A 25071-nucleotide genomic window follows, 5' to 3' on the forward strand; every position below is an offset into this window, starting at 1 on the left:
GCGTTTCGCGCCGGGCGCCCTTCGAGCCCCGCGGGCCCCTCACGGACGGGCCGGTCGGGGTCAGTCCTCGCTCGGCGCCGCCGGCAGCTTCGCCTGGATGAGGTCCATGACCGTCGAGTCGGTCAGCGTCGTCACGTCACCGAGCTGGCGGTTCTCGGCGACGTCGCGCAGCAGCCGGCGCATGATCTTGCCGGAGCGGGTCTTCGGCAGCTCCGCAACCGGCAGGACGCGCTTGGGCTTGGCGATCGGGCCGAGCGTCGCGCCGACGTGGTTGCGCAGGTCGGCGATGAGGTTCTCGTCCTCGGCGTTCGCCGTGCCGCGCAGGATCACGAAGGCGACGATCGCCTGACCGGTCGTCTCGTCCGCCGCGCCGACCACGGCGGCCTCGGCCACCGCCGGGTGGGACACCAGCGCCGACTCCACCTCGGTCGTCGAGATGTTGTGCCCGGAGACGAGCATGACGTCGTCGACCCGGCCGAGCAGCCAGATGTCGCCGTCGTCGTCCTTCTTCGCACCGTCACCGGCGAAGTACTTGCCCTCGAACCGCGACCAGTACGTGTCCAGGAACCGCTGGTCGTCGCCCCAGATCGTGCGCAGCATCGACGGCCACGGCTCGGTCAGCACCAGGTAGCCGCCACCGCCGTTCGGTACCTCGCCCGCTTCGTCGTCGACGACCGTCGCCGAGATGCCGGGCAGCGGGGTCTGCGCGGAACCGGGCTTGGTCGCGGTGACGCCCGGCAGCGGCGAGATCATCATCGCGCCGGTCTCGGTCTGCCACCAGGTGTCCACGATCGGCGTCCGGTCGGCGCCGATGTGCTTGCGGTACCAGATCCACGCCTCGGGGTTGATCGGCTCGCCGACCGACCCGAGCACCCGCAGGCTGCTCAGGTCGAACTTCGCCGGGATGTCGTCGCCCCACTTCATGAACGTGCGGATCGCGGTGGGCGCCGTGTACAGGATCGTCACCCCGTACTTCTGTACGATCTCCCAGAACCGCCCCTGGTGGGGGGTGTCCGGGGTGCCCTCGTACATCACCTGGGTCGCGCCGTTGGCCAGCGGCCCGTACACGATGTACGAGTGGCCGGTCACCCAGCCGACGTCGGCCGTGCACCAGTACACGTCCGTCTCCGGCTTGAGGTCGAAGACCGCCCAGTGCGTGTACGCCGCCTGGGTGAGGTAGCCGCCCGAGGTGTGCAGGATGCCCTTCGGCTTACCCGTCGTACCGGACGTGTAGAGGATGAACAGCGGGTGCTCGGCGTCGAAGGCCTCCGGCGTGTGCTCTGCCGACTGCCGCTCGACGATCTCGTCCCACCACACGTCCCGTGAGTCGTCCCAGGCCACTTCCTGCCCGGTGCGGCGCACGACCAGCACGTGCTCGACGTTGCCCGCCTTGCCGACCGCCTCGTCCACGGCCGGCTTCAGCGCGGCCGGCTTGCCGCGCCGGTAGCCGCCGTCGGAGGTGATGACGACCCTGGCGTCCGCGTCCTGGATCCGGGTGGCCAGCGCGTCCGCCGAGAAGCCGCCGAAGACCACGGAGTGCGCGGCGCCGATCCGGGCGCAGGCGAGCATCGCGATCGCCGTCTCCGGGATCATCGGCATGTAGACCGCGACCCGGTCGCCCTTCTGGACTCCGAGCTCCAGCAGGGCGTTGGCCGCCTTGGAGACCTCGTCCTTCAGCTCGGCGTAGGTGATCGCGCGGCTGTCGCCGGGCTCGCCCTCGAAGTGGATGGCGACCCGGTCGCCGAGTCCGGCCTCCACGTGCCGGTCCACGCAGTTGTACGCGACGTTGAGCTCGCCGTCCTTGAACCACTTGGCGAACGGCGGGTTCGACCAGTCCAGCGTCTCGGTCGGCTCCTTGGCCCAGGTCAGGCGGCGGGCCTGCGCGGCCCAGAAGCCGAGCCTGTCAGCCTTGGCCTGCTCGTACGCCTCGGCCGTGACATTGGCTTTCTCGGCCAGGTCAGCGGGCGGCGCGAAGCGTCGCTCCTCCCTCAAGAGGTTGGCCAGGCTTTCGTTGCTCACGACATCTCCCTTTCGAAGGGTGTCCGTTGTGTCCCAGGCCACAGCTCATCAGACCTGGGGCCCCGGTGACAAGGGCCGCCGAATAATTGGTTTAGACCTATCAGGGCGCGGCGGGGCGGCGTGCGGCGGGGGTGCCGCGGCCGGGCTGCCGCCGCCGGACACGCCGAGCCTGCCAGGGTCCGGCGTGCCGGTGCACACCGGACCCGCCGACGCACGCCGGACCCGCCGGTGCACGCCGGCCCCGCCGGTGTTCACCGGCACGGCCGATGCACACCGGCCCCGCCGGTGTTCACCGGCACGGCCGATGCACACCGGCCCCGCCGGACCCGCCGATGCCCACCGGAACCGCCGGTGCTCACCGGCCCGGCCCACCCGGCCGACCCTGCCGATGCCGACCGGATGGTGCCGGCGGGCCAGGACATCGCGTCGCTCACGCCGGGCTGGGCAGCTCCTCCGTGCCGGGCACCCCCTCGAACACCCCGCCCTCGCCGTCCGCACCGCCCCGGTGCAGCAGGTACGCCTGCGCCTCGCCCACATGGAAGTACATCCCGTGCAGCTCCAGCGCATCCGCCGCCAGCGCCCGCGCCACCGAGTCGTGCGCCCGCAGGTGCTCCAACTGCTGGACCACGTTGGCCAGACACAGCCGCTCCACCGTGTCCGCCGCCGCCCGCCCGGCCAGCCGGACCCCCGCTCCGCCCTCGTCGGCCAGCCGTGCCAGGCTCGGCAGCCCGTGCCGCAGCCACCGCCCGAGCGGGGTCGCCGCGCCCCCGGTCCCGGAGCCGAGCAGCGCCTGCATCGCGCCGCACCCGGAGTGCCCGCACACCGTGATGGAGCGCACCTTCAGCACGTCCACCGCGTACTCGATCGCGGCCGCCACCGAGTCGTCCCCGTTCTCCTCACCCGGAAGAGGGATCAGGTTGCCCACGTTGCGGACCACGAACAGGTCACCGGGACCACTGGAGGTGATCATCGAGGTGACGAGCCGGGAGTCGGCGCAGGCGAGGAAGAGCTGAGAGGGCCGCTGCCCCTCGCGCGCCAGCCGGGCCAGCTCCTCCCGGACCAGGGGAGCGGTGTCGCGCTGGAACGCGCTGATCCCGCGGGCGAGTTCATGACCGCCACCGGCGGATCTCCCGGGCCGGCGCCAGGGACCGAGACCTGCACGCTGTCCGGGACCGAGACCTGCACGCTGTCCGGGGCCGTGACCCGCGGGCTGTCCGGGTCCGTGACCCGCGTGCTGTCCGGGGCGGCGACTGTCCCCCGGCCCGTGGGCGTGCTCCGGGCCATGGCCGTACTCCGGTGAGCTGACGCCCGCGCGGTAACCGGTCAGCTCGGCGGAGCCGCCCTGCGCGGTGTGCGCCCTGCGCCAGTCCCACAGTGACTCGTACGCCGCGTGGTCCATGAACGAACCGTCCAACTCCACCACGGCGTCGGCGCCTTGGGGTACGAGATGCAGGACTCTGCTGAGCCGGGGCACCGCGAGGAACGTCAGCTGTCCTCTTACGTGTACGTGATGGACTCCTCCCTTCTCTTCGTGGGTGATGCGGGTGCGGGCGAGGCGGTGCAGGGCGAGGGCGACGGCCACGGCGACCCCGAGGACCACGCCCGCCAGGACGCCGAGGGCAACCACCCCGAGCGTGGTGACGGCGTACACCAGCACTTCGCGGTGGCGGGTCACCGTGCGGATGTGGTGCAGGGACACCATCTGGATGCCGACGGCCATCACCAGGGCGGCGAGCGAGGCGAGCGGGATGAGGTCCAGGACCGGGACCATCAGCAGCGCGGCGACTACTACGAAAACGCCGTGCAGCATCGTGGAGTTCCGGCTCAGGGCACCGGATTTCACATTCGCCGAACTGCGCACCGCGACCCCCGCGACCGGCAGCCCGCCGAGCGCCCCCGACACGATGTTGGCTGCACCCTGACCGAGCAGTTCCCGGTCCAGGTCCGAGCGGCCGATCCGGGACTGGGGTCCGGTACCGCCTGTCACCAGCTTGTCCACGGCGACCGCGCCCAGCAGCGACTGCACGCTGCACACCAGCGTGGTGGTGAGCACGGCGGCGGCGATGCCGAGCACCGGCCCCTCGGGCAGTCCCGCCAGGGCATGGCTGCTCCAGGACGGCAGGTCGACCCGGGGCAGGGTGAGCCCGGTGAGCGAGGCGGCCGCGGTGGCACCGGCGACCGCGACCAGGGCGGCCGGGACCGTGCCCAGCAGGCGGCCCGCCCTGCCCGGGATCCGGGGCCAGCCCAGCAGCAGGGTCAGGGTCAGTGCGCTGATCGCCACCGCGGCCGGGTGCAGGTTCGCCAACTGGGCGGGCAGTGCCAGGACGTTGGCGAGGACCGAGCTCTGCGGGGTGCCACCGAGGACGATGTGCAGCTGGGCGACGGCGATGGTGACGCCGATGCCGGCGAGCATGCCGTGCACCACCGCCGGGCTGACGGCGAGCGCGGTGCGGGCCACGCGCAGGCAGCCCAGGCCCAGTTGGGCCAGCCCGGCGAGGACGGTGATGCCGCAGGTGGCCCGCCAGCCGTACCGGTGGATCAGGTCGGCGGTGACCACCGTGAGTCCGGCCGCGGGGCCGCTGACCTGGAGCGGACAGCCGCCGAGCCGGCCGGCGACCAGTCCGCCGACGGCCGCCGCCACCAGGCCGGCCTGGAGCGGGGCACCCGTGGCGAGGGCGATGCCCAGGGACAGTGGGAGGGCGATCAGGAACACCGCGACGGACGCGGACAGGTCGGCGCCCGCCAGGCGGCGGCGACGTGGGGGCGTGGGCGGGTGGTGCGGCCGGTCAGTGCCGGGGACTGCGTGGGGAGTTGTGGCTCGGGCGGGGCCGAGGCTCTCGGGGTGGGCGGGTACGCAGGCTGATGACATGTTTCCCGTCTCCTCCGGGGCGGCGCGGTCGCGGATCTGGGCGGGATGAATCAACGTTCAGTAAATGAACCGTAATGCAGAGTAAAGGTCCGGCATGGATTTTCTGCGCAAATGGGGCACCCGTTCACCTCCATGGGTGAAGTGAGCAGTTCATCGGCTTGTCGTATTAATCCCTCTCTCGGTCCTATGCGATCTTGGCCGCGCTGTCGGCAGATATCCGGCACATCGCCATGAAACGCCGTCATCGGCGTCAGCCGAGAGAAGGAAGAAGGTGAGCGGAATTGGCCGCCACCCAGAGGATTGCGGTCGGTGCCGTGGCCGCCGCGGCCTGTGCCGCGTCGGTCGCCGGTTGCGCGACCGGTACCAACTCCGAGGAAGGGGCACCCGGACCGCAGAAGGGAGCGCCGGCGCCCCAGAGCGTGGTCCGTCTGATCGGCGACGGGTCCACCGCGTACACCGGGACGCAGCCGCATCTGCCCCGGCCCGAGCGGCTCAAGGCCGGTGAGAAGCCACCGCAGTTCGTGGTGTTCTCCTGGGACGGTTCGGGCGAGGACAGCCAGAAGCTGTTCTCGCACTTCCGCAAGGTCGCCAAGGAGAACCACGCGAACATGACGTTCTTCCTCAGCGGCGTCTACATGCTGCCCGAGGAGAAGCGTGACCTGTACCGGCCCCCGCAGCACTCGCCCGGCAGCTCCGAGATCGGCTTCAACGACGAGCAGGGCATCACCGACACGGTCAAACAGCTACGGCTGGCCTGGCTGGAGGGCAACGAGATCGGCACCCACTTCAACGGGCACTTCTGCGGCCCCGACGGCGGGGTCGGCGAGTGGTCGGTGGCCGAGTGGAAGAGCGAGATCGCCCAGGCCAAGCAGTTCGTGAAGACCTGGAAGACCAATACCGGCATGAAGGACGCCGCACCGCTGCCCTTCGACTACGACAAGGAGCTCATCGGCGCCCGTACCCCCTGCCTGGAGGGCCAGAAGAACTTCGTCAGAGCGGCGAGCCAGCTCGGCTTCCGCTACGACACCAGTGGCGTCAACAACCAGGTATGGCCCAAGAAGAGGGAAGGGCTGTGGGACCTGTCGATGCAGCTCGTCCCCTTCCCCGGCCACACCTACGAGCAGCTGACCATGGACTACAACTTCATGGTCAACCAGTCCGGCACGTCGACCCAGGGCGACCCCGACAAGTACGACTACTGGGGCGACCAGATGCGCGACGGGCTGCTCCAGGGCTTCAACCGGGCCTACAACGGCAACCGCGCACCGCTCGTCATCGGCAATCACTTCGAGTCCTGGAACGGCGGCACCTACATGCGTGCCCTCGACGAGGTCGTCGCGGACGTCTGCAACAAGCCCGAGGTGCGCTGTGTCTCCTTCCACCAGCTGGCCGACTGGCTGGACGCCCAGGACCCGCAGGTCCTGGCGAGGCTGCGCACTCTGAACGTGGGCGAGGCCCCGCGGCAGGGCTGGGCGTCCTTCCTGTCCGGCCGTCCCGCCCCGGCACCGAAGGGGGTGCCCGGGGCGCCGGCCGTCAAGCAGTAGGCGCCGAGCCGGGGCCGCCGCCCGTCACGCGGGGGCGGCCACTCCCTCGCCGAGCACGAAGCCGGGGTCGATCTGCGCCGCCAGGTCGGTCCCGGTGCGCTCGTTGCCCCAGGTCAGGGCGTTCTTCAGGTGGAAGTGGACCATCTGCCGGGTGTAGCGCTCCCAGTCCCGCAGCTGGTACGTCGCGTCGGTGGCCACCTTCAGGGCGCGCAGGGCACGGGAGTTGGGGTCCTCCAGGAGGTCGAACCGGGGTGGGCGGCCCTTCTCCATGGCGCGCACCCAGTCCGATTGCCCGACCGTGACGAGCAGGTCGTCCCCGACCTCCGAGCGCAGGAAGTCGATGTCCTCCTGCCCCTGCACCTTGTTGCCCACGACCTTCAGGACGACGCCGAAGTCCCGGGCGTACTCCTTGTACTGGCGGTAGACGGAGACCCCCTTCCGGGTCGGCTCGGCGACGAGGAAGGTGATGTCGAAGCGGGTGAACATGCCGGAGGCGAAGGAGTCCGAGCCCGCCGTCATGTCCACCACGACGTACTCGTCGGGGCCGTCGACGAGGTGGTTCAGGAACAGCTCCACCGCGCCCGTCTTGGAGTGGTAGCAGGAGACCCCCAGGTCGGCGTCCGTGAAGGGCCCGGTGACCATCAAACGGACGGCGCCGCCGTCGAGTTCCACCGGCCGCGCGCAGGCGTCGTAGACCGGATTGGGCTCCCGTACCCGGACCAGCCGTGAACCCTCGCCGGGCGGGGTGGTCTTGATCATGGTCGCGGCGGATGCGATGCGCGGGTTGTGGCCACGCAGGTAGTCCTTGATCAGGGAGAGCCGCTCGCCCATCGCGGGCAGTGCCTCCGCCTCCGTGTCGTCGAGGCCGAGCGCGGGGCCCAGGTGCTGGTTGATGTCGGCGTCGATGGCGACGACCGGCGCCCCGACGGCCGCGAGATGGCGGATGAACAGGGAGGAGAGCGTGGTCTTGCCGCTGCCGCCCTTTCCGACGAAAGCAATTTTCATGTTCACGAAGAGTAGTCGCATGGTTGCGTTGTGTGTCATGTGGAGTGAAGAAGACCACTCCTTCGTGGAGCCCCAGGGTGGGGTGCGTACTGTCGTACTCATGAGTACGACAGGTGCGACCGCCGATCCTCTCGCGGCCCTGGGCGCGCTGCCCGGGGTGGCCGAGTCCGTGGAGTCCGTGCGCAAGGCCGTGGACCGGGTCTACGGGCACCGGATCATGCGGCGCCGCAGCAATGCCGTCACCTCGGAGGCCGCGTTGCGGGCCGCCCGGGGCAGTGCCGCACTGTCCGGCGCGGACTGGGCACTGGAGGAGGTGCGGCGGCGCTCCGACTTCGGTGTGGACGGCGACGCGCGCGTGGTCGGCGCGGCCCTGCGGCTGACCGCGGAGGCGGGCCAGCTGCTGTCCATCTGGCGGCAGTCGCCGCTGCGGGTGCTGGCCCGGCTGCACCTCGTGGCGGCCGCGCCGGGCGGCGACGAGGTCGGCCGGCCGCGCCGGGCCGGCGAGCGCGTCGACGAGCCGCTGGTGGAAGTGGAGCTGCCGGATGCCGACGAGGTGTCGGCACGCCTTGAGGGGCTCGCCGAACTCATCGTCGCGGGCAGTGCGGCGCCCGCGCTGGTCACGGCCGCCGTGGTGCACGGCGAACTGCTCGCGCTGCGGCCCTTCACCTCCTGCAACGGGCTGGTCGCCCGCGCGGCCGAGCGGATCGTGCTCATCGGCAGTGGCCTCGACCCCAAGGCGATCTGCCCCGCCGAGGTGGGCCACGCCGAACTGGGCCGCGCCTCCTACCTGGCGGCCCTGGACGGCTATGTCTCCGGTACTCCGGAAGGGATGGCGGCCTGGATCGCGCACTGCGGGCGTGCGGTCGAACTCGGCGTGCGCGAGTCGACGGCGGTGTGCGAGGCGCTGCAGCGCGGGGCGGCGTAGGAGCCGTCCGGAAGGTCGCGTGAGGCCTCGGGAAAGGGTTGCGGCGGTACGAGGGGCCCGTACCGCCGCTGGCATGCTCACCGGGTTACCAAGCGTCCTCGATGTGTCGCCCATCAGGTCGGGTACTTTGCCCGTCACCTGGTGCGGCTGGCCCGTAATCGACGGGTCGACGTCGCGTGGGTGCCCGGTGTTCATGCTCGGTCCGTGGGGCCAAATGCGTTTTAAAGGTGATCCTCTCGGATGTCCTTTGGTCTCGCGGGCCGCTAACCCCTTTGTACTGCAAGCCCGGAGCAAGCGGAACCCCTGCCTGCAGTTCTTTACTTTTAGGTTCAAAGGCGACCGAAAGGGACGTCGATAGGCCGAACGGGTGAAGAACGCCGGGGTTGGCCGGTTCAGGCGACCGTGCTCCGGCGCCGGCTCGCGTACCAGACCAGGCCCGCGGTTGCGGCCGCCGCTCCTATGGCCGCCGCGGCGACCAGGGCCGGGCGCGGAGGCGTGGAGATCCGCTGCTTGAGCCGCACCGGCCGGTGGAAGTCCAGGATCGGCCAGCCGCGGGCGAGGGCCTCGCGGCGCAGCGCGCGGTCCGGGTTCACGGCGTGCGGATGTCCGACGGCCTGGAGCATCGGCAGGTCGGTCGCCGAGTCGCTGTACGCGAAGCTGCGGTCCAGGTCGTACCCCTCGGATGCGGCCAGCTCCCGGACGGCCTCCGCCTTGGTCGGCCCGTACGCGTAGTACTCCACCTCGCCGGTGAAGCAGCCGTCGTCGCCGACGACCATGCGGGTGGCCACCACCCGGTCGGCGCCGAGGAGTTCGCCGATCGGCTCGACCACCTCGGCGCCCGAGGTGGAGACGATGACGACGTCCCGGCCGGCCTTGTGGTGCTCCTCGATGAGGGAGGCCGCCTCGTCGTAGATGATCGGGTCGATCAGGTCGTGCAGGGTCTCGGCGACGATCTCCTTGACCTGCTGGACATTCCAGCCACGGACGAGGCCGGACAGGTATGCGCGCGTGCGCTCCATCTGGTCGTGGTCCATACCGCCGACCAGGAAGACGAACTGCGAGTACGCGTTGCGCAGCGCCGCCCTGCGGTTGATCAGACCGCCTTGGTAGAACGACCTGCTGAACGTGAGCGTGCTCGACTTCGCAATGACCGTCTTGTCCAGGTCAAAGAAGGCCGCTGTGCGGGGCAAGGAGTGGCTTTCCACGCCCCCGAGCATAGGCGCCCACCATTCGGCGTAAGGTGGGGCGCGTGGGTTTGCCTGAGAGGGCTCTCGGGTACACCATGGAAGTCACGGATCGTTCGCGACCGTGCTAACCCGGTCCGGCTCCTCCCCCCCCGAGTCGGCCGTGGAGACGACCCCCACTCTCCCCCCCGGTGGGGGTCGTCGCATGTCCGGGTGGGTTTTCCTCCTCTCTCGCGGGCCGTCGGGCCCCGTCCGGGCGGCTGTGGCCGCCCTTCTCGCATGCCCATGATCCGTCACGGTGGGTAGTCGTGACGCTGCGCTGTGGAAGTCGCACAGGCTCCAGAACGGGGCTCACCGGTATGGGTGACGGCGATATTCACAACCATCGAGTTGTCCACAGTTTTGGACCAAGATCCACAAGATTTTCGGGTCCGCTGCACCGTGATTCCAGCGCGCTCCGGCGGCGGCGAGTTCATGGCCGGTTCCGTTTGTCGGGCGCCAATGGCCGGTTTCTGCCGGCCGTGCATATGGAGGACCGCTTGCCGGTTCTCCGCACGTTTGTGAATCGCGTGGCCGCAGGGGCCATGCGGGAGAACGCAGCCAAGGGGGAAGCTCACGTGGCCGGAACCGTCACCCACGACCCGCCGTCCGCCGCCTCGGGACGGCCCGGACGCCCGATGATCGTCACCGAGGACGCCGAACTCCTCGACGACCTGTTGCGCCTGTGCGCCGCGGCAGGTGCCAAACCGGAGGTTCACCACGGCCCGCCGGACCGCGGCGGCGGCTGGGAGTCCGCCCCGCTCGTCCTGGTCGGCGACGACGCCGCCCGGCGGGTGCGCGGGGCCACGCGCCGGCGCGGGGTGGTCCTCGTGGGCCTCGACCAGGACGACCCGGATGTGTGGAAACGGGCCGTGGAGATCGGTGCCGACCACGTCCTGATGCTGCCCGACGGCGAGCAGTGGCTCGTGGACCGGATCGCCGACGTCGTCGAGGGCGTGGGCCGCCCGGCCCTCACCGTCGGCGTCATCGGCGGCCGGGGCGGGGCCGGCGCCTCCACGCTGGCCTGTGCCCTCGCCGTCACCTCCGCGCGGGAGGGACTGCGCACCCTGCTCGTGGACGCGGATCCGCTGGGCGGCGGAATCGACGTACTCCTCGGCGGCGAGACCGCCGAGGGCCTGCGCTGGCCGGCTTTCGCCGCCTCGCGCGGCCGGCTCGGCAGCGGCGCCCTGGAGGAGTCGCTGCCCGAACTGCACTCGCTGCGGATCCTCAGCTGGGACCGCGGTGACTGCGTGGCGATCCCGCCGCCCGCCGTGCGTGCGGTGCTCGCCGCCGCCCGGCGGCGCGGCGGCACGGTCGTCGTCGACCTGCCGCGCCGCCTGGACGACGAGGTCGCCGAGGTCCTCACCCAGCTCGACCTCGCCGTCCTGGTGGTCCCCGCCGAACTCCGCGCCGTCGCCGCGGCCGGCCGGGTGGCGGCCACCGTCGGCATGGTCGTGCGCGACCTCAGGGTCGCGGTACGGGGGCCGTACGCGCCGGGCCTGGACGACCGCGAGGTGGCCCGGCTGCTCGGACTGCCGCTGGCCGGCGAGGTACCGGCCGAACCAGGCCTGACCCGCCCCGACCGGAAACCGCCGGGCTCCGCCGCACGCGGACCGCTGGCCCGTTTCTGCAAGGGCTTCTGGGAGCGCACGCTGGTCGAGGCGAGCGGTGTCGCATGAGGCCCGGCACCGCGGGCGCGGACGGCCCGGCCCTGCTCGACGGAGTACGGCGCTGGCTCGCCGAGAGCGGCGCCGAACCGACACCCGCGCGGGTGGCCCAGGCACTGCGTGCCCAGGGGCGGGTCCTCGGCGACGCCGAAGTCCTCGGCGCGGCCGAGCGACTGCGCTCCGAACTGGTCGGCAGCGGCCCCTTGGAGCCGCTGCTCGCCGACCCCACGGTCACCGACGTCCTGGTGACCGCCCCGGACCGGGTCTGGGTGGACCGCGGTGGCGGCCTGGAACTCACCCCGGTCGCCTTCCCGGACGCGGCGGCGGTACGGCGCCTCGCGCAGCGGCTGGCCGCGGTGGCCGGCCGGCGCCTGGACGACGCGCGTCCCTGGGCGGACGCCCGGCTGCCCGACGGCACCCGCCTGCACGCGGTCCTGCCCCCGGTGGCCGTCGGGTGCACCTGCCTGTCCCTGCGGGTGGTCCGCCCCCGGGCGTTCACCCTCGACGAACTGGTCACGGCCGGGACCGTGCCCCCGGGCGGCGACCGGATCCTGCGGGCGCTCCTCGCGGCCCGGCTGTCCTTCCTGGTCAGCGGTGGCACGGGCACGGGCAAGACGACCCTCCTGAGCGCCCTTCTGGGGCTCGTCGGCCCGGGCGAGCGGATCGTGCTCGCCGAGGACTCGGCGGAGCTCAGGCCCGAACACCCGCACGTCGTACGGCTGGAGACCAGACCCGCCAACCAGGAGGGCGCCGGCCTCGTCACCCTGGAGGACCTGGTCCGGCAGGCCCTGCGGATGCGGCCCGACCGGCTCGTCGTCGGCGAGGTCCGCGGGCCCGAGGTGGTCCATCTGCTGGCCGCGCTCAACACCGGCCACGAGGGAGGGTGCGGCACCGTGCACGCCAACGCGGCCGCGGACGTGCCGGCCCGCCTGGAGGCCCTCGGCACGGCCGCCGGGCTCGACCGGGCCGCCCTGCACAGCCAGCTCGCCGCCGCGCTGTCGGTGGTGCTGCACCTGGTACGGGACCGCGCCGGCCGACGGCGGATCGCGGAGGTGCACGTTCTGGAGCGGGACGCCTCCGGGCTGGTGCGGACGGTACCGGCGCTGCGCTGGAACGCGGCGGCGTTCGCGCGGGAGCAGGGGTGGGAGCGGCTGCGCGGGCTGCTGCGGAGTGGCGTGGGTGAGCCGTGAGCGCAGGCCTGAAGTGACGTCAGCGATTGATGAGCCGAACGCGATCCGTGAGTTGAGAGCGATCCATGAGCCGAAAGAGGTGTGTGTGATGGGTGAGACGACGATCGGTGCGGCCGTGGTGTGCGGTGGGGTCATGGCCTGGCTGCTGGCCGAGCGGCACCGTGAGGTACGGCGGACTCGGCTGCTGCTCGCCGGCGGCGGGGTGGTGACCACCGGGCCGCCCTCCTGGGAACGGGCGCTCGGGGAACTCCGGCGGCTGCGCGGCCGTTGGCGGGGTGAGTGGTGGGCCCTGGCCGTGGGCATGGCCCTGGCGCTCCTCGCCGCCTCGGTCCTGCCGGTGCTCGCAGGGGCGGCCGGGGTGCCGGCACTGCGCCGGGTGCGGCTGGCGCGCCAGGCGCGACGGGCCCGCCAGACGCGCGCCGACGCGGTGATCGCGCTGTGCGGGACGCTCGCCGGTGAGGTGCGCGCGGGACGGCAGCCGGGTGAGGCGCTGTTGCGGGCCGCGCGGGACTCCGGCGGGCTCGGTGAGGCCCGGCCGGCCGTGGTGGCGGCGGCGCGCTTCGGCGGGGACGTACCGGCGGCGCTGGCGATGGCGGCACGGCAGCCCGGCGCCGACGGCCTGCTGGGGCTCGCGGCCTGCTGGCGGGTGGCGGTCGACCAGGGCGCCGGACTCGCGGCCGGCCTCGACCGCCTGGACGCCGCCCTGCGGGCCGAACGCGACCAACGTGCCGATCTGCGCGCCCAGTTGTCGGGCGCCCGGGCCACCGCGGTGATGCTCGCAGCGCTGCCCGCCCTCGGCCTCCTGCTCGGGTCGGCCCTGGGCGCCGACCCGCTGCGGGTGCTGCTGCACACCGGGGCGGGCCTGGGCTGCCTGGTAGTCGGCGCGGTCTTCGAGGGCGCCGGGATGTGGTGGGCGGCCCGGATCGTGCGGGGAGCTGAGGCGGCGTGAGCGCGGAGCTTGTCCACAGGCTGGGGGTGACGGTCGGGGTGCCGGCGGCCCTGGTCTGGTCTGCATGGCGGCTTGAGCGGGCCAGGCGCAGGCGCTGGGCCCGGCGCAAGGCGGCCGAACTGCTCGGCCTGGAAAGGCCGGAGCAGACGGAGAGGCACTCCGCCGTCGGCGGTGCCGCCCGCGGGTGGCTGCCGGTCGTCGGGGTGGTGTGCGGCGGCTGGGTGCTGGTCGGCGGGGTTGCCGGGGCGCTGCTGGGGCTGGGCGTCGCGGTGGGGCTGTGGCAGTGGCGGCGCCGGGCCGGCGACGGGGACCGGACGGCGGAGACGGCGGCTGCCGAGGCTGCGCGTCAACTCCCTCTCGCCGCCGACCTCCTGGCGGCCTGCATCGCCGCCGGGGCAGGTCCGGTGGTCGCCGCCCAGGCGGTCGGAGAGGCACTCGGCGGACCGGTCGGGGAGGGGCTGGCGCGAGGCGCGGCCGAGGTGCGGCTGGGCGGCGAACCGGCGTCCGCCTGGCGGCGGTTGGCCGGGCTGCCCGGCGCCGCGGCCCTGGCCCGGCTGCTGGAACGCGCGGACGAGTCAGGCATGCCGGCGGCCGCGCCCGTCGCGCGGCTCGCCTCGGACGCCCGCGCCGAGTGGGCGAGGAGTGCCACCGCGCGGGCACGACGGGCGGCCGTGCTGATCTCGGCGCCGGTGGGGCTCTGCTTTCTGCCCGCGTTCATCGCGGTCGGCGTACTCCCCGTGGTGATCGGGCTGGCGGGCGGGGTGCTGCGAGGGGGTGGTGGATGAGGAGGCACGGCAACCGGGTCGCGGACCCGAACTGACGTCAGATCCACCAGATCCATCAGATCCATCAGAGCCAAGCGAGTCAAAGGGAGTCGAAATGCGTGCAATGTACTGGAAGATGTGGAAGCTGGTGCGCCGGGACGCCGGGATGGTCACCTCCGAGTACGCGATGGGGATCATCGCGGCCGTCGGGTTCGCGGCGGTCCTCTACGCCGTCGTCACGAGCGGTCAGGTCAGCGCGGAGCTCCAGGCCATCGTGAAACGAGCCCTCAGTGCGCGGATGTGAGCGCAGGCGCGGGGCGGACCGGGGGTTCGTGACCGCGGAGGCGGCCGTGGTGCTGCCGGTGCTGGTGGCGTTCACGATGGCGCTGGTGTGGGGGCTGCTCGTGGTGGCCGCCCAGATCCGGTGCGTGGACGCCGCCCGCACCGGGGCGCGGGCCGCGGCGCGGCAGGACGCCGAGGCCGCGGTGATCGCGGTGACGAAGGAGGCGGCGCCGGACGGGGCGACGGTGACGGTGGGCCGGGAGGGGGACGTGGTGCGGGTGACGGTGGCGGCGAGACCGCCGGCGCTGGGCGCGTTGCCGTTCGAGGTGCGGGAGTCGGCGGTGGCACTCGCGGAGGGACCGTGAGGGGGCGCGCGGTGGTCGAGCGGCTGCGGGCCGCTGGGGGCCGGTCGCGCGGTTTCCCGCGCCCCTGCGGGGCGGCCGACCGGGGGTCCGCCACAGTCTGGAGCGTCGGGGCGATCGCCGTGCTGTGCGTCGTGTTCGGGGTGGTGCTCGGCCTCGGGCAGGCCGTTGTGGTCCGGCATCGCGCCGCCGGGGGCGCCGACATGGCCGCCCTGGCAGCGGCGGACCACTGGGCCGAGGGCACGGCAGCCGCCTGCGCCCTGGCGGACCGTGTGGCACTGGCTCAGGCCACGCGGCTGACCCGGTGCGTGATCGTCGGTGACGTCTCGGATGTCTCGGCGGCCTCGGGCGGCGGGCCGTTCACGGCGGAGGTCCGGGCCAGAGCCGGCCCTGCCGCAACGAGCCCCTGACGGCGAGCTCCTGAAAACGAGTCCCTGGCAACGTGCCCCCAAAGGGGCGCGGGGAACTGCGCGACCAGCCCCCACCGACCCGCAGCCGACCGCCTACCCCCTCGGCGCCCCCCTCAACAGCACCGTGAGGAGCCGTACCGCCCCCCGCTTGTGCAACGGCTCGTTCCCGTTCCCGCACTTGGGGGACTGGATGCAGGACGGGCACCCGGCGTCGCACTCGCACGCGGCGATCGCCTCCCGGGTGGCCGTCAGCCAGGTGCGGGCGGTGTGGAAGGCGCGCTCCGCGAAGCCGGCGCCGCCGGGGTGGCCGTCGTAGACGAAGACGGTCGGCAGGAGCGTGTCGGGGTGCAGGGGGATCGACACGCCACCGATGTCCCAGCGGTCGCAGGTCGCGAAGAGCGGGAGCAGGCCGATGGAGGCGTGTTCGGCCGCGTGCAGGGCGCCGCCGAGGATCTCCGGGGGGATCCGGGCCTCGTCGAGCTGGTCCTCGGTGACGGTCCACCACACCGCCCGGGTACGCAGCGTACGAGGAGGGAGGTCGAGTTTCGTCTCGCCCAGGACCTCGCCGGTGATGAGCCGGCGGCGCAGGAAGGAGACCACCTGATTGGTGACCTCGACGGAGCCGTAGCAGAGGCGGCCGTCACCCCAGGGGATCTCGGTGTCGGTCTCCAGGACGGAGATGGCCGTGGTGTCGCGGGCGACCGTGGAGTACGGCGGCTCGGCCTGCTCGACCAGGGCCACCGAGTCCTCCAGGTCGAGGGAGCGCACGAGGTAGGTACGGCCCTGGTGCAGGTGGACCGCGCCCTCGTGGACCGTGGAGTGGGCGGCGCTCGCGTCCACCGTGCCGAGCAGGCGTCCGGTGCCCGCCTCGACGACCTGCACCGGGCGGCCGCCCTCGCCGCGGATGTCGGTCAGCTCGGCGGCCCGCTCGCGGCGGGTCCAGTGCCAGGCCTTCGTCCGGCGGCGCAGCAGCTTCGCGGCCTCCAGCTGCGGCAGCAGCTCCTTGCAGGCGGGGCCGAAGAGGTCGAGGTCGTCGTCGGTGAGCGGGAGCTCGGCCGCGGCGGCACACAGGTGCGGGGCGAGGACGTACGGGTTGTCGGGGTCGAGGACCGTCGATTCCACCGGTTGGTCGAACAGGGCCTCGGGATGATGGACGAGGAAGGTGTCCAGCGGATCGTCGCGGGCGATCAGGACGGCGAGTGCGCCCTGCCCGGTACGGCCCGCGCGACCCGCCTGCTGCCACACAGAGGCCCTCGTACCGGGGTACCCGGCGATCAGTACGGCGTCCAGCCCGGAGACGTCCACGCCCAGCTCCAGGGCCGTCGTGGCGGCAAGTCCGAGGAGTTCCCCCGAGTGCAGCGCGCGTTCCAGTGCGCGCCGCTCCTCGGGGAGGTAGCCGCCGCGGTAGGCCGCGACACGCCGGGCGAGGGAACGGTCGACCTCGGCCAGCCGTTCCTGGGCGATGACGGAGATCAGCTCCGCGCCGCGCCGGGAGCGCACGAAGGCGACCGAGCGGACGCCCTGCACGGCCAGGTCGGTCAGCAGGTCGGCGGTCTCGGCGGTGGCGGTACGGCGCACGGGGGCGCCCTTCTCGCCGTGCAGCTCGGTCAGCGGCGGCTCCCACAGGGCGAAGACCAGCTCGCCGCGCGGGGAGGCGTCGTCGGCGATCTCCACGACCGGCAGGCCGGTGAGACGCCCGGCGGCCACGGCCGGCTCGGCGGCGGTCGCGGAGGCCAGCAGGAAGACCGGGGAGGCGCCGTAGCGGGCGCACAGACGGCGCAGCCGGCGCAGCACCTGGGCGACGTGCGAGCCGAAGACGCCCCGGTAGGTGTGGCACTCGTCGACGACGACGTACTTCAGCGACTTCAGGAAGGAGGACCAGCGGGCGTGCCCGGGCAGGATCCCGCGGTGCAGCATGTCGGGGTTGGTGAGCACGTAGTTGGCGTACTGGCGGATCCACTCCCGTTCCTCGTAGGGGGTGTCGCCGTCGTACACCGCGGGGCGCACCGCGTTCCCCAGCGGTTGTGAAAGTTCCTTCACGGCGCGGCACTGGTCGGCCGCCAGCGCCTTGGTGGGCGCCAGGTAGAGGGCGGTGGCGCCACGGCCGCTCGCCGCCTCGGAGCCGTCCAGCAGGGTGGACAGGACCGGTACCAGGTAGGCCAGGGACTTGCCGGAGGCGGTGCCGGTGGCGACCACCACCGAGTCGCCGTCCAGGGCGTGCTCGGCGGCCAGCGCCTGGTGCTCCCAGGGATGCTCGATGCCGCACTCCTGTACGGCCGCGACGACCTCCGAACGAATCCGGTCAGGCCAGACGGCATGCCGACCCGCACGCGGGGGCAAGTGCTCCGTATGAGTGATGCGCGAAGCCCGGCTCGGCCCGGAGGCGAGCCGGTCCAGGACCGTGCCCGGAGAGAACCCGGACACGGCCGGAACCGGCGGTCGATCGGATCGGTGATTTATGGCCATCGGGACCGAGTGTGTCACTGGCGTGACGGACAATGGGGCCAAGGCGTCGTGCACGCCTGCCGTAAGTGATTGAATGCCATCGCGGCTGGCGAACCGTCCCGGGGGCCGCAAGCCGAGGTGTCCCGAGGGGCGACCGCTCGATAGCAAGGTGCTGGAGGATCCGTGGACCTGTCCCTGTCGACCCGTACAGTCGGCGATCGTACGGTCGTCGAGGTCGGTGGCGAAATCGACGTATATACCGCGCCCAAGCTGCGCGAGCAGCTGGTCGAGCTGGTGAACGACGGGAATTTCCACCTCGTCGTCGACATGGAGGGCGTGGACTTCCTCGACTCCACCGGGCTCGGCGTGCTGGTCGGCGGCCTGAAGCGGGTGCGTGCCCATGAGGGCTCGCTGCGCCTGGTCTGCAACCAGGAGCGCATTCTGAAGATCTTCCGTATCACCGGCCTCACCAAGGTGTTCCCGATCCACACCTCGGTCGAGGAAGCGGTGGCGGCCACCGACTGACCCCGGGCCGGCCGACGTACCCCGGACCGCCGATCGGTCCGTGCCGTCCGGCCGGCCCTCGGCACGGGCCCGTGCGCGCCATGCGCCGTACGGACGCCCGTGTCACCCCCGCCCGTTCGGGCCCCGCGTGCCCGTGCCGGCAGCCGTGCACGGGCCGCGGTGCCCGCGGCGGACGCAATTCATCGGGGGGTTCCGGGTTCTTCGGCGGCCCGGCCCCCCATCGCACGCCCTTAGTTCCGAGGGGGACGTATGGCCACCGTTGAACTCCGCTTCAGCGCGCTGCCCGAGCACGTCCGCACCGCCCGACTGGTGGCGGCGGCGGTGGCTCGCAGGGCCGGAGTGGACGAGGCCGTCCTGGACGAGGTCCGGCTGGCCGTCGGCGAGGCCTGTTCCCGTGCCGTGGGTCTGCACCAGACCGGCGGCATCACCGAGCCGGTGCGGGTGGCGCTGATCGAAGAGGAGAAACAGTTCTCCATCGAGGTCGGCGACGAGGCACCCCGTTCGGTCCCCGGCGACCGGGGATCCGACGGCGCGGCGGACGCGGACGTGGAGGCCGAGGAGGACGAGATGGGCCTCGCGGTCATCAGCGGCCTCGTGGACGACGTGGAGGTCACGGCCGGGGAGCACGGCGGGCTGATCCGCATGACCTGGCCGACGACCCCGCCCGGAGTCGCCCTCACCTGAGAGCCGCTCTGTCCGTGCGACGAAGGGCCCCACCGAGTGGGGCCCTTCGTCATGTCCGCACGCTCCCGCAGCCGTTTCACCTGCGGCCGGTCGTAAAGTGATCTCGTGTGATGTGTTTAGTGAATTCATTCACGACCGGTCGGGCGATAATTTGATCAAGTAAACGACCGCTGTCAATGCTTTTAGGGCATTACCGCTTTCGGGTTCGTCGGCCTGATCTCGATCATTTGCTGAAGAGCACGAGAAGGCCAATTCCGTTTACCGTCCCCTGTTTAGATCACTCCCGGGTACCTAGAATCCGTCCACATCTTGAGCTCAGCCCAAGCGTCAAGGAGGACGAATGGCGGGGCTTTCTACCCCTCATCAGTTGGGCCATCACCCCACAACCTTCGCAGCCGCAGTCCTGACCGACGACAACCGGGTCCTGGTGGCGGTCATCGCCGCCGTGGCGCTGGCCGCGCTCGTGGTCGCCTGGATCCTGGTCCGCCAGGTGCTCGCGGCCGGCGAGGGCACCGACAGCATGAAGAAGATCGCGGCGGCGGTCCAGGAAGGCGCCAACGCCTATCTGGGCCGACAGTTGCGCACCCTCGGCGTATTCGCCGTCGTGGTGTTCTTCCTGCTCCTGCTGCTGCCCGCGGACGACTGGAATCAGCGCGCCGGCCGGTCGATCTTCTTCTTGATCGGCGCCGCGTTCTCGGCGACCACCGGTTATATCGGCATGTGGCTCGCCGTACGCAGCAATGTGCGCGTCGCCGCGGCGGCCCGTGAAGCCACTCCGGCGGAAGGCGAACCGGAAAAGGATCTCACCGCCGTCTCGCACAAGGCCATGAAGATCGCTTTCCGCACGGGCGGCGTCGTCGGCATGTTCACGGTGGGGCTCGGCCTGCTCGGCGCCTCCTGTGTGGTGCTGGTGTACGCGGCCGACGCGCCGAAGGTGCTCGAAGGCTTCGGTCTCGGTGCCGCCCTGATCGCGATGTTCATGCGTGTCGGCGGTGGCATCTTCACCAAGGCCGCCGACGTCGGCGCCGACCTGGTCGGAAAGGTCGAACAGGGCATTCCGGAGGACGACCCGCGCAATGCCGCGACCATCGCCGACAACGTGGGCGACAACGTCGGCGACTGCGCGGGCATGGCGGCCGACCTCTTCGAGTCGTACGCCGTGACCCTGGTCGCCGCGCTGATCCTCGGCAAGGCGGCCTTCGGCGACTCCGGACTCGCCTTCCCGCTCCTGGTACCGGCCATCGGCGTGCTCACGGCGATGGTCGGCATCTTCGCGGTGGCGCCGCGCCGCAGCGACCGCAGCGGCATGAGCGCCATCAACCGCGGCTTCTTCATCTCCGCGGTGATCTCGCTCGTGCTCGTCGCGATCGCGGTCTTCGTGTACCTGCCGGGGAAGTACTCCGACCTGGACGGCATTGGTGACGCGGCCATCCGGGCCAAGGACGGCGACCCGCGGATCCTCGCGCTCGTCGCGGTGGCCATCGGCATCCTGCTGGCGGCCGTCATCCAGCAGCTGACCGGCTACTTCACCGAGACCAACCGGCGGCCGGTCATGGACATCGGCAAGACCTCGCTGACCGGCCCGGCCACCGTGGTCCTCGCCGGTATCTCGGTCGGCCTCGAATCGGCCGTCTACACCGCGCTGCTGATCGGCCTCGGCGTCTACGGCGCGTTCCTGCTCGGCGGTACGTCGATCATGCTCGCGCTGTTCGCGGTGGCGCTGGCCGGCACCGGTCTGCTCACCACGGTCGGCGTGATCGTCGCCATGGACACCTTCGGGCCGGTCTCCGACAACGCCCAGGGCATCGCCGAGATGTCCGGCGACGTCGAGGGCGCGGGCGCGCAGGTGCTCACCAACCTGGACGCCGTCGGCAACACCACCAAGGCCATCACCAAGGGCATCGCCATCGCCACCGCCGTCCTCGCGGCGTCGGCGCTCTTCGGGTCGTACCGGGACGCGATCACCACGAACGTGCAGGACGTGGGCGCGAAACTCAGCGGTGCGGGCTCCCCGTTGACCCTGTCCATGGACATCTCGCAGCCCAACAACCTGGTCGGGCTCGTCGCCGGCGCGGCGGTCGTCTTCCTGTTCTCCGGACTCGCCATCAACGCCGTGTCGCGGTCGGCGGGTTCGGTGGTCTTCGAGGTGCGGCGGCAGTTCCGCGAGCACCCCGGGATCATGGACTACACGGAGCAGCCCGAGTACGGCAAGGTCGTCGACATCTGCACCAAGGACGCCCTGCGCGAGCTGGCCACGCCGGGACTGCTCGCCGTGATGGCGCCCATCTTCATCGGGTTCACGCTCGGTGTCGGCGCCCTCGGTTCGTACCTCGCGGGCGCGATCGGCGCGGGCACCCTGATGGCCGTCTTCCTGGCCAACTCCGGCGGTGCCTGGGACAACGCCAAGAAACTCGTCGAGGACGGTCACCACGGCGGCAAGGGCAGCGAGGCCCACGCCGCCACGGTCATCGGCGACACGGTCGGCGACCCCTTCAAGGACACCGCGGGACCCGCGATCAACCCGCTGCTCAAGGTCATGAACCTGGTCTCCCTGCTCATCGCGCCCGCGGTGATCAAGTTCTCCTACGGCCATGACAAGAGCATCGGCATCCGGATCCTGATCGCGGTCCTCGCGCTGATCGTGATCGTCGGCGCGGTCTACGTCTCCAAGCGGCGCGGTATCGCCGTCGGCGACGACGAGGACAGCGCGGAACGGGTGGCCAAGTCGGCCGATCCCGCGGTGGTTTCGTAGGCGGTCTTACGACGCCCACCGGTGCCCTCGCGAGAGGGGGCCGGGCAACGAGCGGGCGGACGGCGTGTGCTGACACGCCGTCCGCCCGTTTCGTACGCCCGGGCGCCTGATGCCCGTCGCGCGCCGGAGTGCGGCAGGTGCCGGAGTGTGGTGTGTACCGGAGGGTGCGGCGCGGGCCGGAGTGTGTCGGCGCGGGCCGGACTGCGTTCGGGACCGGGATGTGCGCGTCGTCTCGTCGTGAGCCTTCTCTCCCTGGCGCAAATCTACCCAAAAGCTTATTTACTGGGTGCTTCCATGGGGGCGCTGTCCGTCCGCCGTGTAGATTCCGGGGGCCGAGAGCCATGGAAGGGACCGATCCGGTGAACAAGAAGCTCGCGGCCGCACTGTCCGGCGGTGCGGTACTGGTAGTGGCGCTGTCCGGGTGCAGCAGCAACAAGGGCACCGACCCCAAGCTGATCGCCTGGGCCAAGACCGTGTGCGACGCGGTGCCGGCGCAGGACGCGAAGATCAAGGCGGCGAACGAGGCGATCTCCACAACGGCCTCGGACACCACGAGTTCGGCCGCGACCATCCAGAAGACCGACTCGCAGGCCTTCCAGGACATGTCCGACGGCTACAAGGCACTCGCCGCGGCCATCAGCAGCGCCGGCGCGCCCCCCGGGGTGGACGACGGCGCCAAGCGCCAGCAGAACGTCGTCACGACCCTCAACAGCCTCTCCGCGTCCTACGCCGACCTGAAGAAGAAGGTCGACGCGCTCGACACCAAGAACCAGGCGAAGTTCGCCACCGGTCTGCAGGACGTCGCCTCCCAGACGACGCAGCTGGAGACGCAGAGCAAGAGCGGCACCGCGGCGCTGAACGCCCTGGAGCAGGGCGAGGTCAAGGACGCGATCGCCGAGCAGGCCAGCTGCAAGAAGGTCTCCTCGACGACGTCGACCGGTGCGTCGTCCCCGGCTTCGACCTCCACCTCGACGTCGACGTCGTCGACCGCGGGCTGAGGCCGGGGCACAGCCCCGAGGCCAGGCCGGGCCAGACCTGTCCGGGCCGGGCCGGGGCCAGGTCCGGGTTCGTGCGCCGGGCGGAGTTCCGCGGTCCGCGACCGTGTGCTGAGCCCGTGGCCGGGCCTGGCCGCGGGCCACAATGGAGGGCGTGACTGACTCCGGCCTCGCCACCCTGCCCGCCTCCGACCGCCCCGACGTCGCCGCGCGGCTGCGCACCGCCCTGCTGGGCTCCTCCTTCACCGCCGACGGCCTGCTCGACCTGCTCGGTGCCCCCGCGTACGCGGCGCTGGCCCGCAGCGAGACGGTGCCCGCGCTGCGCGCGACCCGCGGGGACACGCCCCTGGAGACGCTCGTCCGGCTGTTCCTCCTCCAGCAGCCTGTGCCGCACGCGCGCGTGGCCGGCATCCTGCCCGTCGACGACCTCCTGGACAGCGGCTGGCTGACCCGCGCGGGCGGCGACGAGGTCGCGGCCACCGTGGACGTACGGCCGTACGGCGGGCCCGACGGCGAGGACTGGTTCATCGTCTCCGACCTCGGATGTGCCGTCGGCGGAGCGGGCGGCATCGGCCGCCGGCACGAAGAAGTCGTCCTCGGGGTCGGCGGCGCGTCCACGACCCTCGCCGGTATCACCGTCCGCACGCCCGTCGCCGCCGCCCTCGACCTCGGCACCGGCTCCGGGATCCAGGCACTGCACGCCGCCCAGCACGCCACGCGGGTGACGGCGACCGACGTCAACCCGCGCGCGCTGCACATCACGGCGCTCACGCTGGCGCTCTCCGGCGCACCGGCGGCCGACCTGCGCGAGGGCTCGCTCTTCGAGCCGGTCAAGGAAGGGGAGACGTTCGATCTGATCGTCTCCAACCCGCCGTTCGTGATCTCTCCCGGCGCCCGGCTGACGTACCGGGACGGCGGGATGAGCGGGGACGATCTGTGCCGCTCGCTCGTTCAACAGGCCGGGGAGCGGCTGAACGAGGGCGGGTTCGCGCAGTTCCTCGCCAACTGGCAGCACGTCGCGGGGGAGGACTGGCAGGACAGGGTCAGGTCGTGGGTGCCGCGCGGCTGCGACGCGTGGATCGTGCAGCGCGAGGTGCAGGACGTCACCCAGTACGCCGAGCTGTGGCTCAGGGACTCCGGAGACCACCGCGAGGATCCGGCGGAGTACCAGGCGCGGTACGACGCCTGGCTCGACGAGTTCGAGGCACGCAAGGTGAAGGGGGTGGGATTCGGCTGGATCACGCTGCGGAAGACGGGCGCCGCCGTGCCCTCGGTCACCGTCGAGGAGTGGCCGCATCCGATCGAACAGCCGCTCGGCGAGACGATCCGCGCGCACTTCCACCGCCTCGACTACCTCCGGGACCACGACGACGCGGATCTTCTGGAAGGCCACTTCAGGCTCGCCGTCGAGGTGGTCCAGGAGCAGGTCGGACTGCCCGGCGCCGAGGACCCCGAGCACGTGGTGCTGCGCCAGCACCGCGGTATGCGCCGCGCGACCAAGGTGGACACGGTGGGCGCCGGCTTCGCAGGGGTGTGCGACGGCACGCTGAGCGCAGGGCGGATTCTCGACGCCATCGCGCAATTGACCGGCGAGGACCCGGTGATGCTGCGCGACCGCACGCCCGCGCAGATCCGGCTGCTGGTGGAGCAGGGGTTCCTGGAGCCGGCCGTCTGACGGACCGGAAGACGTACCCGGCCGCCGAAGCGAGCCGGGCCCGGGGACGAGCCGCTTTGGCGGGCCGGGGACGACCGCGGGCGGGCCCGCGGGACACGCCGGAGAAGAAAAAGACCGGAAAAATCTGGCCGGAACGTTCGCCCCGCCTTCCAGCGGCGGCCCATGGCGATCCATCGGCGGTCCGCCGCACGTCCGCTGCAGGTCCGCCTCTCGTCCGCCGATCGGATGTTCGAGGGCTTTCCGGCCGTTCGTTCACCTTGATTTCGCCCGTCGGCCTCCCACCCGCCGCCCGTACGTGCCAGTCTCCGGGCGCTGGGCAGTCACGGGCGGCAGGGGAGGGGGGGCGCGGGCCATGGAGAGCGCACCGGCGATCTTCGCGGGGGTGGTGTTCGCCCTGTTCGGAGGCGCGCTGCTGGCGTGGACCGGCGTCCGGCTCCGGCGTGGCGAACCCGTCGCCCAGGGTGTGAGTCAGGTCGCATCGGCGACCCTCGCGAGCCTCGCCGCGGTGATCGCGCTGGGCCTCGGGGCGTACTGCCTGACCCGGCTCTGAAGGCGCCCCTCGGGTAATCGGAGCATCACGCTCCGGACAGGGCCCGGAGGGCGACCGGGGACTCCGGGCGGCAGGAATGGCGGTAGTCGGGTTACCGTTCGAGTGGCCGTTGTGGGCTTTTCCCGTTTGACACGGGGGCGGGATGTACCGTCACACTCCGCAGCGTCACCAAGTGAGCGGGCATCCCTGCCCGTGCCACGACCCCGGGAGCAAGGCCTGGGGAGGCCCCAGCGTCG

General features: G+C 71.9%; 20 protein-coding genes. 15 read left to right on the forward strand and 5 right to left on the reverse strand.

What is annotated here, in order from left to right:
• Positions 1–60: 60 nt before the first annotated feature.
• Together acs and ACZ63F_RS40990 are read right to left on the reverse strand one after the other, a co-directional pair.
• Positions 61–2019 (reverse strand): acetate--CoA ligase, encoded by a 1959-nt coding sequence (acs, locus tag ACZ63F_RS40985; protein WP_469718945.1) that lies wholly within the window; start codon positions 2017–2019, stop codon positions 61–63.
• A gap of 430 nt (positions 2020–2449) precedes the next feature.
• The gene (locus ACZ63F_RS40990) at positions 2450–4888 is read right to left on the reverse strand and encodes a SulP family inorganic anion transporter (RefSeq protein ID WP_469718947.1); all 2439 of its coding nucleotides are present in this window, start codon (positions 4886–4888) and stop codon (positions 2450–2452) included.
• Positions 4889–5169: 281 nt separating this feature from the next.
• On the opposite strand from ACZ63F_RS40990, the gene ACZ63F_RS40995 reads away from it, so the two are divergent.
• Positions 5170–6432 (forward strand): polysaccharide deacetylase family protein, encoded by a 1263-nt coding sequence (locus tag ACZ63F_RS40995; protein ID WP_469718949.1) that lies wholly within the window; start codon positions 5170–5172, stop codon positions 6430–6432.
• Positions 6433–6456: 24 nt separating this feature from the next.
• Here ACZ63F_RS40995 and ACZ63F_RS41000 read toward each other — a convergent pair whose 3' ends face one another.
• Positions 6457–7437 (reverse strand): ATP-binding protein, encoded by a 981-nt coding sequence (locus ACZ63F_RS41000; protein WP_469718950.1) that lies wholly within the window; start codon positions 7435–7437, stop codon positions 6457–6459.
• A gap of 100 nt (positions 7438–7537) precedes the next feature.
• Here ACZ63F_RS41000 and ACZ63F_RS41005 point away from each other — a divergent pair, with 100 nt between their 5' ends.
• Positions 7538–8362: a Fic family protein gene (locus tag ACZ63F_RS41005; protein WP_469718952.1), complete on the forward strand. Its 825-nt coding sequence runs from the start codon at positions 7538–7540 to the stop codon at positions 8360–8362.
• Between the two features lie 392 nt (positions 8363–8754).
• On the opposite strand, the gene ACZ63F_RS41010 is transcribed toward ACZ63F_RS41005, so the two are convergent.
• Entirely contained in the window at positions 8755–9579 is an 825-nt protein-coding gene (locus ACZ63F_RS41010) for an HAD family hydrolase (RefSeq protein ID WP_469718954.1), read from the reverse strand.
• Between the two features lie 584 nt (positions 9580–10163).
• On the opposite strand from ACZ63F_RS41010, the gene ssd reads away from it, so the two are divergent.
• The 7 genes from ssd to ACZ63F_RS41045 all read left to right on the forward strand — a co-directional run bounded on the left by ssd (position 10164) and on the right by ACZ63F_RS41045 (position 15209).
• Positions 10164–11264: a septum site-determining protein Ssd gene (ssd, locus tag ACZ63F_RS41015; RefSeq protein WP_469718956.1), complete on the forward strand. Its 1101-nt coding sequence runs from the start codon at positions 10164–10166 to the stop codon at positions 11262–11264.
• A complete protein-coding gene (locus tag ACZ63F_RS41020; protein WP_469718958.1) occupies positions 11261–12442 on the forward strand; it encodes a TadA family conjugal transfer-associated ATPase in 1182 nt (393 codons plus the stop codon). The genes ssd and ACZ63F_RS41020 overlap by 4 nt, the downstream gene beginning before the upstream one ends.
• A gap of 88 nt (positions 12443–12530) precedes the next feature.
• A complete protein-coding gene (locus ACZ63F_RS41025) occupies positions 12531–13391 on the forward strand; it encodes a type II secretion system F family protein (RefSeq protein WP_469718960.1) in 861 nt (286 codons plus the stop codon).
• Complete coding sequence (locus ACZ63F_RS41030; RefSeq protein WP_469718962.1) at positions 13388–14176, forward strand: type II secretion system F family protein; 789 nt, start codon at positions 13388–13390, stop codon at positions 14174–14176. Before ACZ63F_RS41025 ends, ACZ63F_RS41030 begins: the two co-directional genes overlap by 4 nt.
• 94 nt (positions 14177–14270) lie before the next feature.
• On the forward strand, positions 14271–14459 hold the full coding sequence (locus ACZ63F_RS41035) for a DUF4244 domain-containing protein (protein WP_352363449.1): 189 nt from the start codon (positions 14271–14273) through the stop codon (positions 14457–14459).
• 28 nt (positions 14460–14487) lie between these two features.
• Positions 14488–14802 (forward strand): TadE family type IV pilus minor pilin, encoded by a 315-nt coding sequence (locus ACZ63F_RS41040; RefSeq protein WP_469718964.1) that lies wholly within the window; start codon positions 14488–14490, stop codon positions 14800–14802.
• Positions 14803–14825: 23 nt separating this feature from the next.
• Entirely contained in the window at positions 14826–15209 is a 384-nt protein-coding gene (locus ACZ63F_RS41045) for an Rv3654c family TadE-like protein (RefSeq protein ID WP_469718998.1), read from the forward strand.
• Positions 15210–15302: 93 nt separating this feature from the next.
• Here ACZ63F_RS41045 and ACZ63F_RS41050 read toward each other — a convergent pair whose 3' ends face one another.
• Positions 15303–17675: a DEAD/DEAH box helicase gene (locus ACZ63F_RS41050; RefSeq protein ID WP_469718966.1), complete on the reverse strand. Its 2373-nt coding sequence runs from the start codon at positions 17673–17675 to the stop codon at positions 15303–15305.
• Positions 17676–17837: 162 nt separating this feature from the next.
• Here ACZ63F_RS41050 and bldG point away from each other — a divergent pair, with 162 nt between their 5' ends.
• The 6 genes from bldG to ACZ63F_RS41080 all read left to right on the forward strand — a co-directional run bounded on the left by bldG (position 17838) and on the right by ACZ63F_RS41080 (position 24835).
• Positions 17838–18179: an anti-sigma factor antagonist BldG gene (bldG, locus tag ACZ63F_RS41055; protein ID WP_010986038.1), complete on the forward strand. Its 342-nt coding sequence runs from the start codon at positions 17838–17840 to the stop codon at positions 18177–18179.
• Between the two features lie 249 nt (positions 18180–18428).
• Positions 18429–18863, forward strand: coding sequence for an ATP-binding protein (locus tag ACZ63F_RS41060; protein WP_469718968.1), 435 nt, complete (start codon positions 18429–18431; stop codon positions 18861–18863).
• A 340-nt stretch (positions 18864–19203) separates the two neighbouring features.
• Positions 19204–21615: a sodium-translocating pyrophosphatase gene (locus tag ACZ63F_RS41065; RefSeq protein WP_469718969.1), complete on the forward strand. Its 2412-nt coding sequence runs from the start codon at positions 19204–19206 to the stop codon at positions 21613–21615.
• A gap of 341 nt (positions 21616–21956) precedes the next feature.
• Positions 21957–22613 carry a small secreted protein gene (locus tag ACZ63F_RS41070; RefSeq protein WP_469718971.1) on the forward strand — a complete coding sequence of 219 codons (657 nt, stop codon included), beginning with the start codon at positions 21957–21959 and terminating at the stop codon, positions 22611–22613.
• Between the two features lie 142 nt (positions 22614–22755).
• Positions 22756–24285, forward strand: coding sequence for a DUF7059 domain-containing protein (locus ACZ63F_RS41075; protein ID WP_469718972.1), 1530 nt, complete (start codon positions 22756–22758; stop codon positions 24283–24285).
• Positions 24286–24637: 352 nt separating this feature from the next.
• The gene (locus ACZ63F_RS41080; RefSeq protein ID WP_352363464.1) at positions 24638–24835 is read left to right on the forward strand and encodes a hypothetical protein; all 198 of its coding nucleotides are present in this window, start codon (positions 24638–24640) and stop codon (positions 24833–24835) included.
• Positions 24836–25071: the final 236 nt, after the last annotated feature.

The sequence above is a fragment of the Streptomyces sp. NPDC104761 genome (assembly GCF_055583445.1).